Genomic DNA, 14,377 nt, shown 5'->3' on the forward strand with positions numbered 1-14,377 from the left:
GACTGTTGCTTGGACCGCCGTTTCGACTGGTCACGTCAGAATTCGCAGCGGTTGCCAGAACACCAATGAATATGAGGGACGTCAAAAACCGCATGCCAGCTCCTTTCTATTTGTCAGCCTGTTATGCTCAAACTCTTCCCACTTGGCGGGGCCAGAACATCCTAAAACAACGCGATGGGATCAAACAGTTAGACATCCAATGTGTGTTCTTTTTCCCAACGCGAAAAGTGGTTTGTAAAAGACATCCACTCCTGCTTCTTCATCTTCAGGTAAGCGGCCGAGAATTCCTCGCCCATAGCAGCCTTCAACCCTGCATCCTTGTCATATTCGCGCAGCGCGTCCAGCATGTTCAGCGGCAGCTTGGGCGCATCGGTGACAGTGTGCCCTTCGGCATACATGTCGATATCCCAGCGTTTGCCCGGATCAGCCTCGGACCGGATGCCCGACAGACCGGCGGCGATGATGACCGCCTGCAACAGGTAGGGGTTGGTGGCCCCATCGGGTAGACGCAGTTCGAACCGGCCCGGTCCGGGGACCCGCACCATATGGGTGCGGTTGTTGCCGGTCCATGTGACCGTATTGGGCGCCCATGTGGCCCCCGACATGGTGCGCGGCGCGTTAATGCGCTTGTAACTGTTCACCGTCGGATTGGTGATCGCTGCCAGCGCGCTTGCATGTTTCATGATCCCGCCGAGGAAATGCTTGCCCTTCTCGCTCAGGCCCACCTCACCGGTCGGACCGTCGCCTTCACCTGCAAATACGTTGGTCTTCGCGTCCGCGCCCGGCGCATCCCAGACCGAGATATGGGCGTGACAGCCATTGCCAGTCAGCCCCTCGACCGGCTTGGGCATGAAGGTGGCTCGGAAGCCGTGCTTTTCGGCCACCGATTTGGTCATGAACTTGAAGAACGAGTGCTTGTCGGCGGTGCGCAGTGCATCGTCAAATTCCCAGTTCATCTCGAACTGGCCGTTGGCATCCTCGTGGTCGTTCTGATACGGACCCCAGCCCAGGTCCAGCATGTAGTCGCAGATCTCACACACGACATCATAGCGGCGCATCACCGCCTGCTGGTCATAGCAGGGCTTTTCTGCCGTATCGAACGGGTCGCTGATCTGCTCGCCATCGGGGGTCAGCAGGAAGAACTCGGCCTCGATGCCGGTTTTGACATGCATTGCTTCGGCGGCGGCTTCGTCGATCAGGCGACGCAGCACGTTGCGCGGGGCCTGTGCCACATCTTCGCCCTCGATCACGCAATTGGCCGCGACCCATGCAACCTCGGGTTTCCACGGCAGTTGGATTACCGAGGACGGATCGGGCACCGCCAGCATGTCAGGATGGGCGGGCGTCATGTCCAGCCATGTGGCGAACCCGGCAAAGCCCGCGCCCTCGTCCTGCATGTCGGCAATGGCCTGCGCGGGCACCAGCTTGGCCCGTTGCCCGCCAAACAGGTCCGTGAATGAGATCATGAAGTATTTGACGCCTTTTTCTTTGGCGAAAGCTGCCAGATCTGTCGTCATGGTCGGCCTTCCTTTCCCTGTTTATATGTCTCAATAGAAGAAAGGCGCCGCCCTTTTTAGGACCGCGCCCTGGTGTCATGTATCGATCAGAACCCGGTTTTGCCCGGGTACCAGTCGGTGCCTGCCAGCGGCACTTTTGCCATCGCAGCGGCTTCCATAGTCAAGGCGCAGAGGTCCTCGGGTTCCAGATTGTGCAGGTGATTGTGACCACAGGCGCGCGCGATGGTCTGCGCCTCAAGCGTCATCACCTTCAGGTAGTTGCGCAACCGACGACCCGCCTCGATCGGGTCAAGGCGCGCGGCCAGTTCCGGGTTTTGCGTGGTGATGCCCGCCGGGTCCTGCCCTTCGTGCCAATCGTCATAGGCCCCGGTGGTGGTGCCCAACTTCTGATACTCGGATTCCCATTTGGGGTCGTTGTCACCCAAAGCGATCAGAGCAGCCGTACCAATGGCCACCGCATCCGCGCCCAAGGCCATCGCCTTGGCCACATCGGCCCCGGTGCGGATACCGCCCGAGATCACCAGTTGCACCTCGCGGTGCACACCCAGGTCCTGCAACGCCTGAACAGCAGGGCGGATACAGGCCAGCGTCGGAATGCCGACATGTTCGATGAACACGTCCTGCGTGGCAGCGGTGCCGCCCTGCATCCCGTCCATCACCACGACATCGGCCCCGGCTTTCACCGCCAGCGCAGTGTCATAATAGGGCCGCGTTGCGCCGACCTTCACATAGATCGGCACCTGCCAGCCGGTGATTTCACGCAGCTCTAGGATTTTTATCTCAAGATCATCCGGACCCGTCCAATCAGGGTGGCGACAGGCCGAGCGCTGGTCGATCCCCTTGGGCAGAGTGCGCATCTCCGCAACACGATCGCTGATCTTTTGGCCCAACAGCATACCACCACCGCCGGGCTTCGCGCCCTGGCCGACAACGACCTCGATGGCGTCAGCCTTACGCAGGTCATCGGGGTTCATACCGTAGCGAGACGGCAAATACTGATAGACCAGCTTGGACGAGTGCCCGCGTTCCTCAGGCGTCATACCGCCGTCACCAGTGGTGGTGGACGTTCCAGCCGCCGATGCCCCACGGCCCAGAGCCTCTTTTGCAGGACCGGACAAAGCGCCAAAGCTCATGCCTGCAATGGTGACAGGAATATCTAACTCGATGGGCTTCTTGGCAAAGCGTGTGCCCAGCGTCACCGAGGTATCGCAACGCTCACGGTACCCTTCCAGCGGATAGCGTGAGACCGAGGCGCCCAGAAACAGCAGGTCATCGAAATGGGGCACCTTGCGTTTGGCTCCACCACCGCGAATGTCATAGGTACCGGTGGCCGCAGCCCGCCGAATTTCGGCGTTGATCGGGTTGGTGAAGGTTGCCGACTGAATCGGCATGGTGCGGGGGATGGTCTGATCCATATCTTTCATTCCCTTCGTACTCAGTAAGCGGCTGCGTTGTCGACGTCGAAGTTGTAAAGCTGACGGGCCGAGCCGTAACGCTTGAACTCTTCCGGCCGGGCGTCCGAGCCCGCGCGTTCCAGCAGGTCGGTCAGAGTTTCGATGTGCTCAGGCCGCATCTCTTTCTCGATGCAATCCGCGCCCAGGCTTTTGACCGAGCCGCGCACGAACAGCCGCGCCTCATAGAGCGAGTCGCCAAGCGCGTCGCCTGCATCACCACACACAACCAGATTGCCCGCCTGCGCCATGAACGCCGACATGTGACCAATATTGCCATGTACGACGATGTCGATGCCCTTCATCGAAATCCCGCAGCGCGAACTGGCATTGCCCTTGATCACCAGCAACCCGCCATGCCCGGTCGCACCTGCATATTGGCTAGCATCGCCGTCAACAATCACGGTGCCTGACATCATGTTCTCGGCCACACCCGGGCCCACCGAGCCTTCGATCTTGATGGTCGCCTGCTGGTTCATGCCCGCACAGTAGTATCCAGTCGAGCCTTTGACGGTGACCTCAATCGGCGCGTCCAGACCCACGGCGATGGCGTGGCTGCCCTTGGGGTTCTGCACTTCCCAATTGGTCCGGTTGGTCTCGGCGCTTTGCGCCTGAAGGGTCGAGTTCAAACCCCGCAGGCCGTTTTCTGCAACATCATAGGTCTGCATCTTAGTGGCTCCAGAAATAGACGGTTGCGGGTTCGGGTTCCCAGACCTTGGCGTCTTCGATGCCCGGCAGGTTTACTAGCGCGCGGTATTCGCTGCCAAAGGCCACGTATTGATCAGTCTCGGCCATAACCGCAGGTTTGCAAGCAATGGGGTCACGAACCACGCCGAACCCATCCTTGGTGCCGACCACGAATGTGAAGAACCCGTCGAGATCCTCCAAGCTGCTTTCCAGCGCCTCACCCAGAGTCGCGCCGTTCTGCATCTTCCAGGTCAGGTACGCCGCGCCCACTTCGGTGTCGTTCATCGACTCAACCCGCACGCCTTCGCGCTTGAGCTTGCGGCGCAGTGCATTGTGGTTCGACAGCGATCCATTGTGAACCAAACACTGATCCGGGCCGGTGTTGAACGGGTGAGCGCCTTCGGTGGTCACAGCGGATTCCGTTGCCATGCGTGTATGACCGATCCCGTGGCTGCCGCCCATGGTCGACAGGTTGAAGCGATCTGCCACGTCTTTGGGCAGGCCGACCTCTTTGTAAATCTCAATCGCGGCACCGTCTGACATCACGCGCAGACCGGGACGCAGATCGCGCACCGCTTGGCGGGCCTGTTCCACCTTCGTGCTGTCCAGTTCCAGAATCGCATGCGTGTCGTTGGCCTGCAGAGTAACCGGCGCCTCGATCGCCACCCCCAGATCAGCGGCAAGCGCGGCGAAGTCCTCCTCAGGCTTGTCCGACTGCACTGTCAGCTTCGCGGCCCCGGCTACCTCGGCCCCATAGATTGCGATCCCTGCGCTGTCCGGGCCCCGGTCGGTCATTGTGACCAGCATATCCGTCAGCATCGAGCCCAGCTCGGGCTCCAATGTCTTGTCCTTGAGAAACAGGCCGACAATTCCACACATCAGCTTTTGCCCTATGAAATTTCATCGAGCCCGACGCTAACAGCGCAAGGCGAGAAAAACAACTATAAGAAATAAATATTCATGTAGGGAAACAATCGCGCGAGACACTCAAATCCGGCAACCGCCAGGAACGATGGCCGCCCGGCTCGAAAAACAATAAGCAAGACTTAGCTGGTCTGCGGATAAGAAATGATCGACAGGTATCTCGCTGGCAGTTTCACCAGAACTTCTGGCCCGTGCGGCGCGTCGGCATCAAAGAAAAGCGTGTCGCCGGGCTTCAGGGCATAAATGCTGTCGCCGTGGCGATAGTCCACCTCACCTTCGAGCATATAAAGCATCTCGATCCCATCATGCTGGAATGTCGGGAACCGGTCAGATTCCTCGGTTAGCGTGATCAGATAGGGCTCGACCACCACGCCACTGGCATTGGCCCCAAGATGGCCCAGAAGGTTATACTGATGCCCGGCCCGTGTGCCCGCCCGCTCGGTTTCGGCCCCCTCACCCGCTTTGGTATGCACTGCGTTTCGGGTTTCTTCATAGCGGCGAAAAAAAGAGGTAATCGGCGTGCTAAGTGCATCTGCTAAAGATTGCAGCGTGGTCAGCGACGGTGAGGTCGCCCCGTTCTCGATTTTGGACAGCATGCTGATCGACAGGCCAGTCAGAGCGGATAATTCGGCTATCGTGATCCCCTGCTGCAATCGCAACGCCCTAATTTCGCGTCCGATTGCGGTTTCCAGATTCTTCTCACCACTGTCCCGAACCTTATGCGGATCCTGTGACAGGATCGCTTTTTCATTGGTGGTTTCTGCCTGCGCCATCGCGGTCCTCTTGATCGCTTGTGGTGTTTGAACCAACCATGACATAAGAGCGACCGTTTTGTGTAGCTGGTCTTGCCAGGAAATTTTTATTCACCATAGTATCCGCCGGACTTGCATCTCAAAACGCCTGGAACGGAGGCTGACATGCATCAGACATCAGAGCATTTGAACGATGTTGATCTGGTTCTGGCGCAAGTTTCTTTGAGAGCTGCTTCTCGGTTGCTCATCCAGAAAATCATGAATTCCAGAACCTCAGAAATTCAAACCTCCAAGTAATTGATTTTGTTGCGACTACAGTCTCAGCAATTTCAATGGGCAGCACGAAAGAACTGAAAGCGCTTACGAGCCAGGAGTGTTGTCTTGATCTGACGCCTCGTCGGGCCAACCAGAAAGGAAAAACTGCCAGGTCGCGATGGCCCCAATCGCACCAAACAGTATGGCCCAGAACAAGTTCCCGGTTACAAGCTCCAGGATCGCCCATCCAACGCTCAAGAGTGTGACGGCAACCCGCCGCCAGAGCGGAAGAAAGAAGGGTACGCGAAGTTCGAACATGTTCATCCGGGGATCACTCCAACGCTATGGAACACGCGATGCTAGACCCCTGGCACGATAGGTGCGCTAGCAAATGCAATCAACCAACGCCCTACCCCACGGTAACACGTCTCAGATGCTGCGCATGCCGTTGAGCAGTTGCAATTGTCGGCGGCCGCACTGCCAACATTCAATGCCTCGGCATCGTTGCGCACAGCTCAGGCAGTCCCACCACGATGTCATTCGCTGTTACTTCACCACGTCTACCTGGATCTGTTGCAAAGTTTTGACCATTGACGTTGGTAGAGTTAGCGCGTGAATGACCACTGGTCATATCAAGTCGAAAGCTAGCTCATGATCTCGTTCAAAGGCGCGCAATATCCGAAGGCCGTGATCCTGTTCGCGGTTTTCTTCTATCTCCGATACGGCGTTTCATACCGCGATCTGGAAGAAATCATGAGAGAGCGAGGTGTTGCCGTGGATCACACCACGCTGAATCGTTGGGTCACGCGATACTCTGGCTCTATTGCCGAAGCCGCACGTAGACGCAAAGGACCATGTGACCGCTCTTGGAGAATGGACGAGACATACATCAATGTGAAGGGCACGTGGGTCTATCTCTATCGCGCCGTCGACAAGCACGGAAAAACACTTGATTTCATGCTGTCTGAGCGGCGCAACAAACCAGCTGCGACGAAGTTCTTTGCCCGGATGCTGGAGGTCAACGGCCTTCCACGAAAGATTGTGATCGACAAAAGCGGCGCAAACACAGCCGGCATCAAAGCCATCAACAGGACGTTAAGGGGGTTTGGCTGCCCAATCCCGATCGAGATGGTCAGGCGCAAATACCTCAATAATATAGTGGAACAAGATCACAGGTTCATCAAAAGGTGAACCCGTCCGATGCTGGGGTTCTGTCACTGGGGAGTGGAAAGAATGTGGGGATACCTGCAGATTCTGATCTAATGTCTCGTTGTTTTTGCAGGAGGCATAGCGATGAAATTCAAGATCAGTTTAGAGACTGAGTTTGGTTGGGGCGAGAAGCGATCACACGAGATTTGCACCCTGGAACGCCGGTCGGTTGATGCGTCCGAGGAAGACCTTGGACTGTGTCTGGTCGAGGCGAAATCAATACTTAATGAGATCCAGCGCGCGCTGCTGCAGGATCAGGTTGAAGAGATCGGCGAAATCGCGCGTGTCTGCCGTTTTTGTGGCACCTATCTACCGGTTCATGACCGCCGCTGCCGCCGCATTGACACGCTTTTCGGTCGGGTCATCGTCGAAGCGCCGCGTGTTCGGATATGCATGTGTGGACTCCCGGGATTTCCAACGTTGAAAGTCGCGCATTCTCCTCTGACACGTCTCTTGCCGGGCAATGCCACACCAGAGCTTCGGCGATTGCAGGCGGAATTGGGAGCGCGTCATAGCTTTCGAGAAGCTGCACGGCTTCTGAATGAATTGACACCATGCGGCAAGCAGAACCATGTTACGATCCGCAATCGACTCGCGACCCTCGCTGACGACCTTGCAGACGACGAAAGTACAGCGGCTTCCGAGACCGACCGACGCCCAAAGCCGCCTGATATTACAGTGTTTCTGGATAGCGCATATGTGAGGTCGAGACCGGAATACCAGCGCCGGAACTTTGAAGTCATTGTTGGTTCCATCGAGAGCAAAGGATGCGAAAAACGCCGATTTGGATTGAGCGTGATTGGTTCGAACAATGCGCGCGAATATCTGCGACGAAATCTGGAAGCGGCCGGATGGCGTGATGGCACAACCGTAACGGTTCTGTCTGATGGTGACCCCGCATTGCCCCGATTGGTGAGGGACGCCACAGGTGCGGATGTCAGTCACGTCCTGGACTGGTGGCATATTTCGATCCGCATCAGGCATGTGGAAACAACATTTCAAACTCTGCTTTCTTTACTGGAAGGGGTCGAGGTTCCAGGACTTGAGCCATTGGCACAAAGCCTTCGATGGCGCATATGGCACGGGCAAGCGGATCGGGCACTTGATGCGATTGAAACCCTGCTCAGATTTGGTATACGCGTGCGCCGCGAAACAATTGGCCGAACGAATGAAGCGGCCTTTTCAGCGGTTGCACGAGCAATGGAGCTGCGCACCTACCTGGAATACAATCGTGCTGCACTCGTCGATTATGGTCGTCGGCGTCGTAACGAGAAGGCAATCTCGACATCACGAGCAGAAGGACTGGTCAATGATGTCGCGAACGCCCGGATGGGCAAGAAGCGCCGGATGCGTTGGTCCCCGCAAGGCGCGCATCGGGTGGCAACGGTAAGGGCCGCAGTTTTGGATGGAAGGCTTGGCGAAGGTCTACTCCGAGCGGCTTGATCCCCACATTCTTTCCACTCCCCCCCAGTAACATCATCGTCATGGGCAAAACGCAGCAAGTCGCGACGCCAAGCGCTGATAGCGATCCCAAATAGCTGAGGCTAAGGTACTTCTGCATTCTGTTTCCCTGATGGACTACGTCGCGCGGAGTTGTAGAGACAACAACCTCTCGTTTAACTTCTGTAGCCACTACAGGATCAAGACAGGAAATCTCACATGTTTGCGATTGGGGAGGCATCCCGGCAAAGCGGTGTCGGAATTGATACTATCCGCTACTACAAACGCGAAGGGATCGTGCCGAAACCAGAAAGGGCATCGAATAATCGACGCATGTACTCCGCGCACGATGTTGGACGGCTTCGTTTTCTAAGGAAGTGCCGAGACATGGGTTTTTCGCTTGCCGATGCAAAGGCGCTTCTCTACCTATCCGAAGGTGATAGCGAGGATTGCCAATCCGTTAAGGAACTGGCCGAGCTTCATATCTCCAATGTGCGTATGAAGATAATCGAACTTAAGCGATTGGAGGCCGCCCTGAATGAACTTACGGCCAACTGTAACATCGGGAACGTTTCTTGCCCGATGCTTGCGCAGATACGGACCTACTAATGGCACTTTGAGGCTCGCAGTCGCCCTATGCCAACGCAGCATGACCCAAGATTCGGGCCGCGCAGAATCTACCGTTCGTTAGAGAGGTCAACTCGTTGATTTAGCAATGTTTCAATCACTCAATGAACATTTGTGCCTTGCCGCGGTGTTCTTGAAGCACGCGGCGATTTCGGACAGTGAGCCCTACCTGCCGTGCCTGAGCAATCAATTTGCTGCATACGCATTCGGCAGGTTTTATCGGAAGCCGACCTCTGATTTCCGAACCACAGAGCAATGGTTCTGCTTATCTTTGTCCCAAATTGGGCTGGGCAGACTTAGATCTTCTGTTGCTTTCCGTTGTATCAAGGCTTGTATCGTGTGTACTCGAAGTCCATATACACAGGGCTTACGTTTTTCTTTTTCGACCTGCTGTCTCCCAAACTCGGCGTTCAGTCTTTCGATTCAGACCGACCACGCCGAGTCGCCGCAATAATGCGGGCGGCAAGTATTAGGAGACTTCCACCATGGCAAATGGCACAGTAAAATGGTTCAACTCGACCAAAGGTTTTGGCTTTATCGAACCTGAAGATGGCAAGCGCGATGTGTTCGTGCACATCTCAGCACTTGAGCGTTCCGGCATCAGCGAATTGAAGGACGGCCAGAAGGTCACTTTTGACGTCGAAGCTGGCCGTGACGGGCGCGACAGCGCCGCCAATCTGGCACTGGCCTGACCTTTTACGGGCACCCTTATGGGGTGCCCGTTTGCACAATGGGCTGCTAAAAGCCCTTGGAGAACAAGTCAGTTGCAACAGCAGGAATTGACCCGGGCGCTCGCGCAATACCGTGTGCCCGATACGAAGCGTAGCGTTATTGAACTGACAATCACTGTCATCCCCTTTTTCGCGCTATGGGGCGCAGCGTGGTTTGCGCTATCCCTTAGTATCTGGGTCACTGTTCTATTGGCCATCCTGAACGCCGCATTTCTGGTGCGTATCTTCATCATCATGCATGATTGTGGTCACGGATCTTTCTTTAGAAGCCGCACCGTTTGCAATTGGACCGGCCGGGTTCTGGGTGTTCTCGCCCTGACACCCTATGACGTCTGGCGGCAAAGCCATGCGATTCACCATGCCTCAACCGGTAACCTTGATCGGCGTGGTATGGGTGACATTCCTACATTGACCATTGAGGAATACCTGAAACGGAATTGGTTCGGGCGTGCCGCTTACAGGTTAATCCGGAACCCCTTCTTCCTGTTCTGTATAGTACCGGTCTACACGTTCTTTTTTCAAAATCGCTTGCCCTTTGGTTTCATGCGGTCAGGCTGGCTGAAATGGGCAAGTGCTATGGGAACAAACGCCGCGATTGCAGTGGTCCTGGCTCTGATTTTTTGGACCGGAGGCCTGGATGTACTGGTTTTTGTATTCCTTCCAACCATGATCGTCGCCGCATCGATTGGTATTTGGCTATTCTATATTCAACACCAGTTTGAACATACGACTTGGGAGCGGGAAGAAGTGTGGAATCTTCAGAACGCCGCATTCTATGGAAGTTCTCACTACGCCCTGCCAGGCATCCTGCGGTGGTTCTCTGCCAATATCGGTGTGCACCATGTTCACCACCTTGCCAGCCGCATACCGTTTTATCGGCTAAACGAGGTTTTGCGTGACCATTCCGAGTTGGAAAATTGCCAGCGTATTACTCTATATGAGAGCCTTCATTGCGCACGATTGCATCTTTGGGATGAAGAAAGTCAGCGCCTGCTGACGTTTTCTCAGGCTTTGTCGAACGCCAATCCCAACAAGAGTTTAGTGTAATCTGGCGCGCACCAAAAAGGCGTCGACAGTATCACCGCCGAGGGCGCGAATGGCCTCTAGTCGGTGAAGGCCTTCAATCAGCACGAACCTCTTGTTGTCCGCGCGTATCTGAATCGGGGTCTTCTGGCCGTTCTTCAGGATATCTTCGGCCAGCGTCAGGACTTTTTGCTGATCAAGTGTTTTTGCACGCTTCACAGGTACATAGATCAGGTCGAGCGGGTATGGTTTCTTCTCAAGCATAAGCTACGTGTGCAACCTTTCGTGCATTTGTTCCGGTTCAGAGTTCTCTACAAAAGCGGGGGCTGGAACGTACGTCATAGAACCGAACGAACAGCGTCGCGCAGTTCCTGATGCATAATCCAAGTTGCTGGCTCATCGTCACTTTCGATGTGAGAAAATGCTAGGACCTGAGCGGCGCCATCATTCTGTACCGATCCGGCTTCGGGTAGGTCCAGTTCCAGATATTCTGCGATCAATAGTCCGATTTTCTTGAAAACCTTGATGGAGGCCTCGCGCGATTTGTAACCGGCTGCCTGAGACAAGTGACCAATAGTCAGACCGTCCTTGCCCGCGATAGTAAGTGCTTTGAGCATTGTGACCTGCGCAGGGGTGAGCCTGATCTGGCGCAATGCCTCTGCATATTCTCTTGCACTGGGAACGAGCGTGCCGGAGTTTCCTTCCAAACGTCGTTGACCGCTACGTTTCCTGTCTCGTTCTTCGAGAATTCCTTTTAAGGCTTCAATGGCCAACTCTGGTGTTTCACCAACTGCATCGGCAATCATTGCCTGCGTTTTAGCTGGTGGCTTGGGGAATGCGCGCGCAACGCTGTTACCGCTCAGAATGCCGGCTTTAATCAAGTACTTGCCAAACTGTTCCTCAATCACACCGGCTACGTCAGCGTTCCGCGACTTACGAACACTGCGTTCCTGAAATGCTCTTTGTTCTAGGTCGCGAATTGCCGATTTTGGGTGTCGGAGGCTAACCTGAGGGGTGCTTTTACGCATCAGAGAAACACCACCACAATTATGGCCGCAACAATCATCGCCAATGCGACAAACATCTTTATGCTGTAGGACCAGCGTTGCGCCTTTTCGGCTTTGAGTATTTTACCCAGGTTTTCGTCAATCGAGTTATGGTTCACGGATTCGTCCTTCCGGATATGTCAGGAGGTATTGGTTCCCACCAACCTATTGTCGCGGCACATTTTCGGTGCACTTATCGTTCTGTCTCGTGAACGGCCGATTGCATTCCCAACCATCACCTCTTCGATTCAAATGCGCGTTTGAAGGGAGTATGACCGCTGTGCATTGGCTTCTTTCTGCTCGAAAACCACGTTCGCATTTCCATCCGGAATAAGTTTCAGGTGCAAGAAATGCATGCTGTGGAACAGCCACAGGCTCACAGCCGCTCTCCGCTGCCCTGTAACCTCTGAGGCATACCCAACCATCCGAGCTTCTTTTGTCACTCAGACGACCGTTTTTTGGGACTTCTATTGCAACACAATCCTGGTCTTCCTTACGAAATCCCCAGTTGCAGTGTATTTCCTGCACGCCAAACCGAGTTTCGACGTACCCATTTTGAGGCGAAATCACTTCTTCACATTTATCTCCGACACGCTGGAACAGCCGATTGCACTCCCACTGATCTCCGGTCGATGCAAGATAGGCATTTTCAGGAACTCTTATCTCCTCACAGAGTTCTCCGACGTTCTGAAAACCGTGATTGCATTCCCAGCCACTGCCATAGGAGCTACCCGTCAAATATGCGTTTTCCGGTAGGTCTATTCTTTGGCACGATCCGTTCTTGTTCTCGAAACCTTCGTCACAAACCGATCCATCGGCATTGCCTGCGACCTGGGCAGGAAGCTGCGTTCCTGAGAGCAACACCAAGAGTGTCGGGATCAAACAAAGAATGCAGCGCGTAAACACGATGAACGACTGATTGAAACGGAGCCTGAGACCTGATCTATAGGGCATCAAGCACGCAATTTATGAGCCATGTGCTGTTCATACGGCGCCTTCTTTTACGGGTCACGCGATGACTGGGGCTTGTCAGGTGACAGTTGCGAATGCTTGCGAGGAACGAGCTCATAGCGAAGACCCCAGCGAAACCCGTTCCTACGCTGGGGCACATGCTACAATTAGTCTGAAGGCCATTGGATCATCGTAGCCGGCAGCATCGCGGCGACGAGTGACTTTCACCAATACACTTTTGTGGGTCCTGGTCAGCATAGAGTCAAGGAAGTTTCCTTGGTCGCCAAGCTAGCACCGCTAGGACAGGCAGCTTTGTAACAAGCACGTGACCAGGTGGCCGATTGAAATACCTAAAGGAGTTGTCCAGCGTTAAACTGTCATTGAGGAAATTTGGGTCGAACCAGCGGCGAACGGCAGCTTAAGTCCGCGTCTCTTTTGTCGGGGGCCTGCGTGCGGCGAAATGTGGTTTAAGATCAAGGCTTCCTCATGGCTTTGAATAGCCGGTCTGACGACATTGGCTGCAACGCAGCGATTTTCGCGCCGCTTCTGCACAAGTACTCGCGGCGCGATCGAATGGCGGCTCGGTCCCGCACCATGTAAATTGCCTTCATCAACCTTGTTGCAACACGCACGAACGGCTATTTTACTCGCCGCGATGCGACACCAAAAAATTGCGCGTGTGCCGAGAAATCTGTGCTGCGAGCGCACGCAACAAGATTTAGACACTTCCGCTCAGGGCTCGCGACTGCCCACCCCTGCGTAAAAGACGTAGAACTGCTATGGATTGGCGAACGACAGCGCCGCTCGCCAAACTGCCTCAGATGTCTAGCCTAATGCGAACGTTTCCGACTGGGCTTTGCAAACTTGGAAAGTCAAAAATTTAGGAACTCGAAAGTCTCAGTTGCCCAAAATCACTTAGCTAGCGCTTCCGATATGCGTTCGACTAGTGCCTTCTGAACTACAGCAAACCTTGGAGTTTTCGAGATTTCTTCTAACGTTGCGACCCACAGCGGAACCTCGATCTTAGGATTCACGTCCTGTGACCGTTTAAGGCGGGTATCCACGTCGCCAAAAAATGACGGCAGAAAGGTTTTACCAGCTCCCGAGGCCGCCATCTGCTGTAGCACCAGAAAACTGTCTGCTCCATTGGTCATTTCGTCGGCGCTTACATTCTGCGCCAGCCATTTGGCAGGAAGTGAACGACTCAACGCCCCGTCTAGCCTCATCCACCTGCGATTGGGGCTACCATCGTCAAAGACACCGAAGGACAGCGTTCCTGCACGCTCCCCGATCAGCCCTTCCCCGAGCTTTATCGAAGGGCGCACAGCAATGTCTGCTGTCAGTCGGGAAAGATCATGGTGGCTGTTCTGGCTTAGCAGAGTCAGGTTCAAACCTGGGTAAAGGCGTGAGATTTCGTTGAGTATTCTAGGGAGAACAATCTGACAAAGACTATCGGTAGACGTAATTCGCACGTGACCTATAGGAGACCGGTTTGCCCCGACAACCGCTCGCTCCACCGACAGCACTGCGTCTTCGACGCTTTCCATTGCAGAAAAGATCGCACTAGCTTCGGGCAGAACGGAATATCCTGACGGGTTTTTTTGAAAAATCCGGCAGCCATTGCGCTCTTCGAAAGCGGCCACTCTGCGCAAGACTGTGGCGTGCGTGACGCCCATGACCGTTGCGGCTGCATTAAGTGAGCCGTATTTGCTTACCGCCAGCGCGTATCGAATGTCGTCCCAGTTTTCGTTGTTCATAAATTAA

General features: G+C 55.0%; 14 protein-coding genes and 1 pseudogene. 5 read left to right on the plus strand and 10 right to left on the minus strand.

The genetic code is table 11. From position 1 onward, the window contains the following. Window positions 1-188: 188 nt before the first annotated feature. The 6 genes from glnT to GOV85_RS06660 all read right to left on the minus strand — a co-directional run bounded on the left by glnT (window position 189) and on the right by GOV85_RS06660 (window position 5,904). The gene (gene glnT / locus GOV85_RS06635; protein ID WP_171176284.1) at window positions 189-1,517 is read right to left on the minus strand and encodes a type III glutamate--ammonia ligase; all 1,329 of its coding nucleotides are present in this window, start codon (window positions 1,515-1,517) and stop codon (window positions 189-191) included. A gap of 86 nt (window positions 1,518-1,603) precedes the next feature. Beyond that, entirely contained in the window at window positions 1,604-2,932 is a 1,329-nt protein-coding gene (locus GOV85_RS06640; protein WP_171176286.1) for an FMN-binding glutamate synthase family protein, read from the minus strand. Window positions 2,933-2,952: 20 nt separating this feature from the next. Further along, entirely contained in the window at window positions 2,953-3,636 is a 684-nt protein-coding gene (locus GOV85_RS06645; protein ID WP_170508319.1) for a GXGXG domain-containing protein, read from the minus strand. Between the two features lies 1 nt (window position 3,637). Continuing rightward, window positions 3,638-4,534 carry a glutamine amidotransferase family protein gene (locus GOV85_RS06650; RefSeq protein WP_171176287.1) on the minus strand — a complete coding sequence of 299 codons (897 nt, stop codon included), beginning with the start codon at window positions 4,532-4,534 and terminating at the stop codon, window positions 3,638-3,640. 167 nt (window positions 4,535-4,701) lie between these two features. After that, the gene (locus GOV85_RS06655; protein ID WP_170682348.1) at window positions 4,702-5,352 is read right to left on the minus strand and encodes an XRE family transcriptional regulator; all 651 of its coding nucleotides are present in this window, start codon (window positions 5,350-5,352) and stop codon (window positions 4,702-4,704) included. Window positions 5,353-5,691: 339 nt separating this feature from the next. Further along, window positions 5,692-5,904 (minus strand): hypothetical protein, encoded by a 213-nt coding sequence (locus GOV85_RS06660; protein WP_217358282.1) that lies wholly within the window; start codon window positions 5,902-5,904, stop codon window positions 5,692-5,694. Between the two features lie 333 nt (window positions 5,905-6,237). Between GOV85_RS06660 and GOV85_RS06665 the strand changes: the two are divergent. The 5 genes and pseudogenes from GOV85_RS06665 to GOV85_RS06685 form a co-directional block, all read left to right on the plus strand. Then, window positions 6,238-6,774: pseudogene (locus tag GOV85_RS06665) on the plus strand (IS6 family transposase); the annotation flags it as partial. Window positions 6,775-6,879: 105 nt separating this feature from the next. Next, a complete protein-coding gene (locus tag GOV85_RS06670; RefSeq protein ID WP_171176289.1) occupies window positions 6,880-8,238 on the plus strand; it encodes an ISKra4 family transposase in 1,359 nt (452 codons plus the stop codon). 216 nt (window positions 8,239-8,454) lie between these two features. After that, window positions 8,455-8,844: a MerR family transcriptional regulator gene (locus GOV85_RS21690; protein ID WP_171176291.1), complete on the plus strand. Its 390-nt coding sequence runs from the start codon at window positions 8,455-8,457 to the stop codon at window positions 8,842-8,844. Between the two features lie 503 nt (window positions 8,845-9,347). Continuing rightward, a complete protein-coding gene (locus tag GOV85_RS06680; protein WP_170430361.1) occupies window positions 9,348-9,554 on the plus strand; it encodes a cold-shock protein in 207 nt (68 codons plus the stop codon). A 72-nt stretch (window positions 9,555-9,626) separates the two neighbouring features. After that, window positions 9,627-10,640: a fatty acid desaturase gene (locus GOV85_RS06685; protein WP_254442962.1), complete on the plus strand. Its 1,014-nt coding sequence runs from the start codon at window positions 9,627-9,629 to the stop codon at window positions 10,638-10,640. Here GOV85_RS06685 and GOV85_RS06690 read toward each other — a convergent pair. From GOV85_RS06690 to GOV85_RS06705, 4 genes are all read right to left on the minus strand, one after another. Continuing rightward, the gene (locus GOV85_RS06690; protein WP_170447556.1) at window positions 10,632-10,880 is read right to left on the minus strand and encodes a ParB N-terminal domain-containing protein; all 249 of its coding nucleotides are present in this window, start codon (window positions 10,878-10,880) and stop codon (window positions 10,632-10,634) included. The genes GOV85_RS06685 and GOV85_RS06690 overlap by 9 nt on opposite strands. Window positions 10,881-10,954: 74 nt before the next feature. Further along, complete coding sequence (locus GOV85_RS06695) at window positions 10,955-11,644, minus strand: hypothetical protein (RefSeq protein ID WP_170447557.1); 690 nt, start codon at window positions 11,642-11,644, stop codon at window positions 10,955-10,957. Continuing rightward, window positions 11,644-11,781, minus strand: coding sequence for a hypothetical protein (locus GOV85_RS06700; RefSeq protein WP_170447558.1), 138 nt, complete (start codon window positions 11,779-11,781; stop codon window positions 11,644-11,646). The genes GOV85_RS06695 and GOV85_RS06700 overlap by 1 nt, the downstream gene beginning before the upstream one ends. Before the next feature lie 1,743 nt (window positions 11,782-13,524). Next, window positions 13,525-14,370 (minus strand): LysR family transcriptional regulator, encoded by an 846-nt coding sequence (locus tag GOV85_RS06705; RefSeq protein WP_171176295.1) that lies wholly within the window; start codon window positions 14,368-14,370, stop codon window positions 13,525-13,527. Between the last annotated feature and the right edge of the window lie 7 nt (window positions 14,371-14,377).

Source organism: Ruegeria sp. HKCCA4633, from assembly GCF_013034605.1.
Classification (GTDB): domain Bacteria; phylum Pseudomonadota; class Alphaproteobacteria; order Rhodobacterales; family Rhodobacteraceae; genus Ruegeria.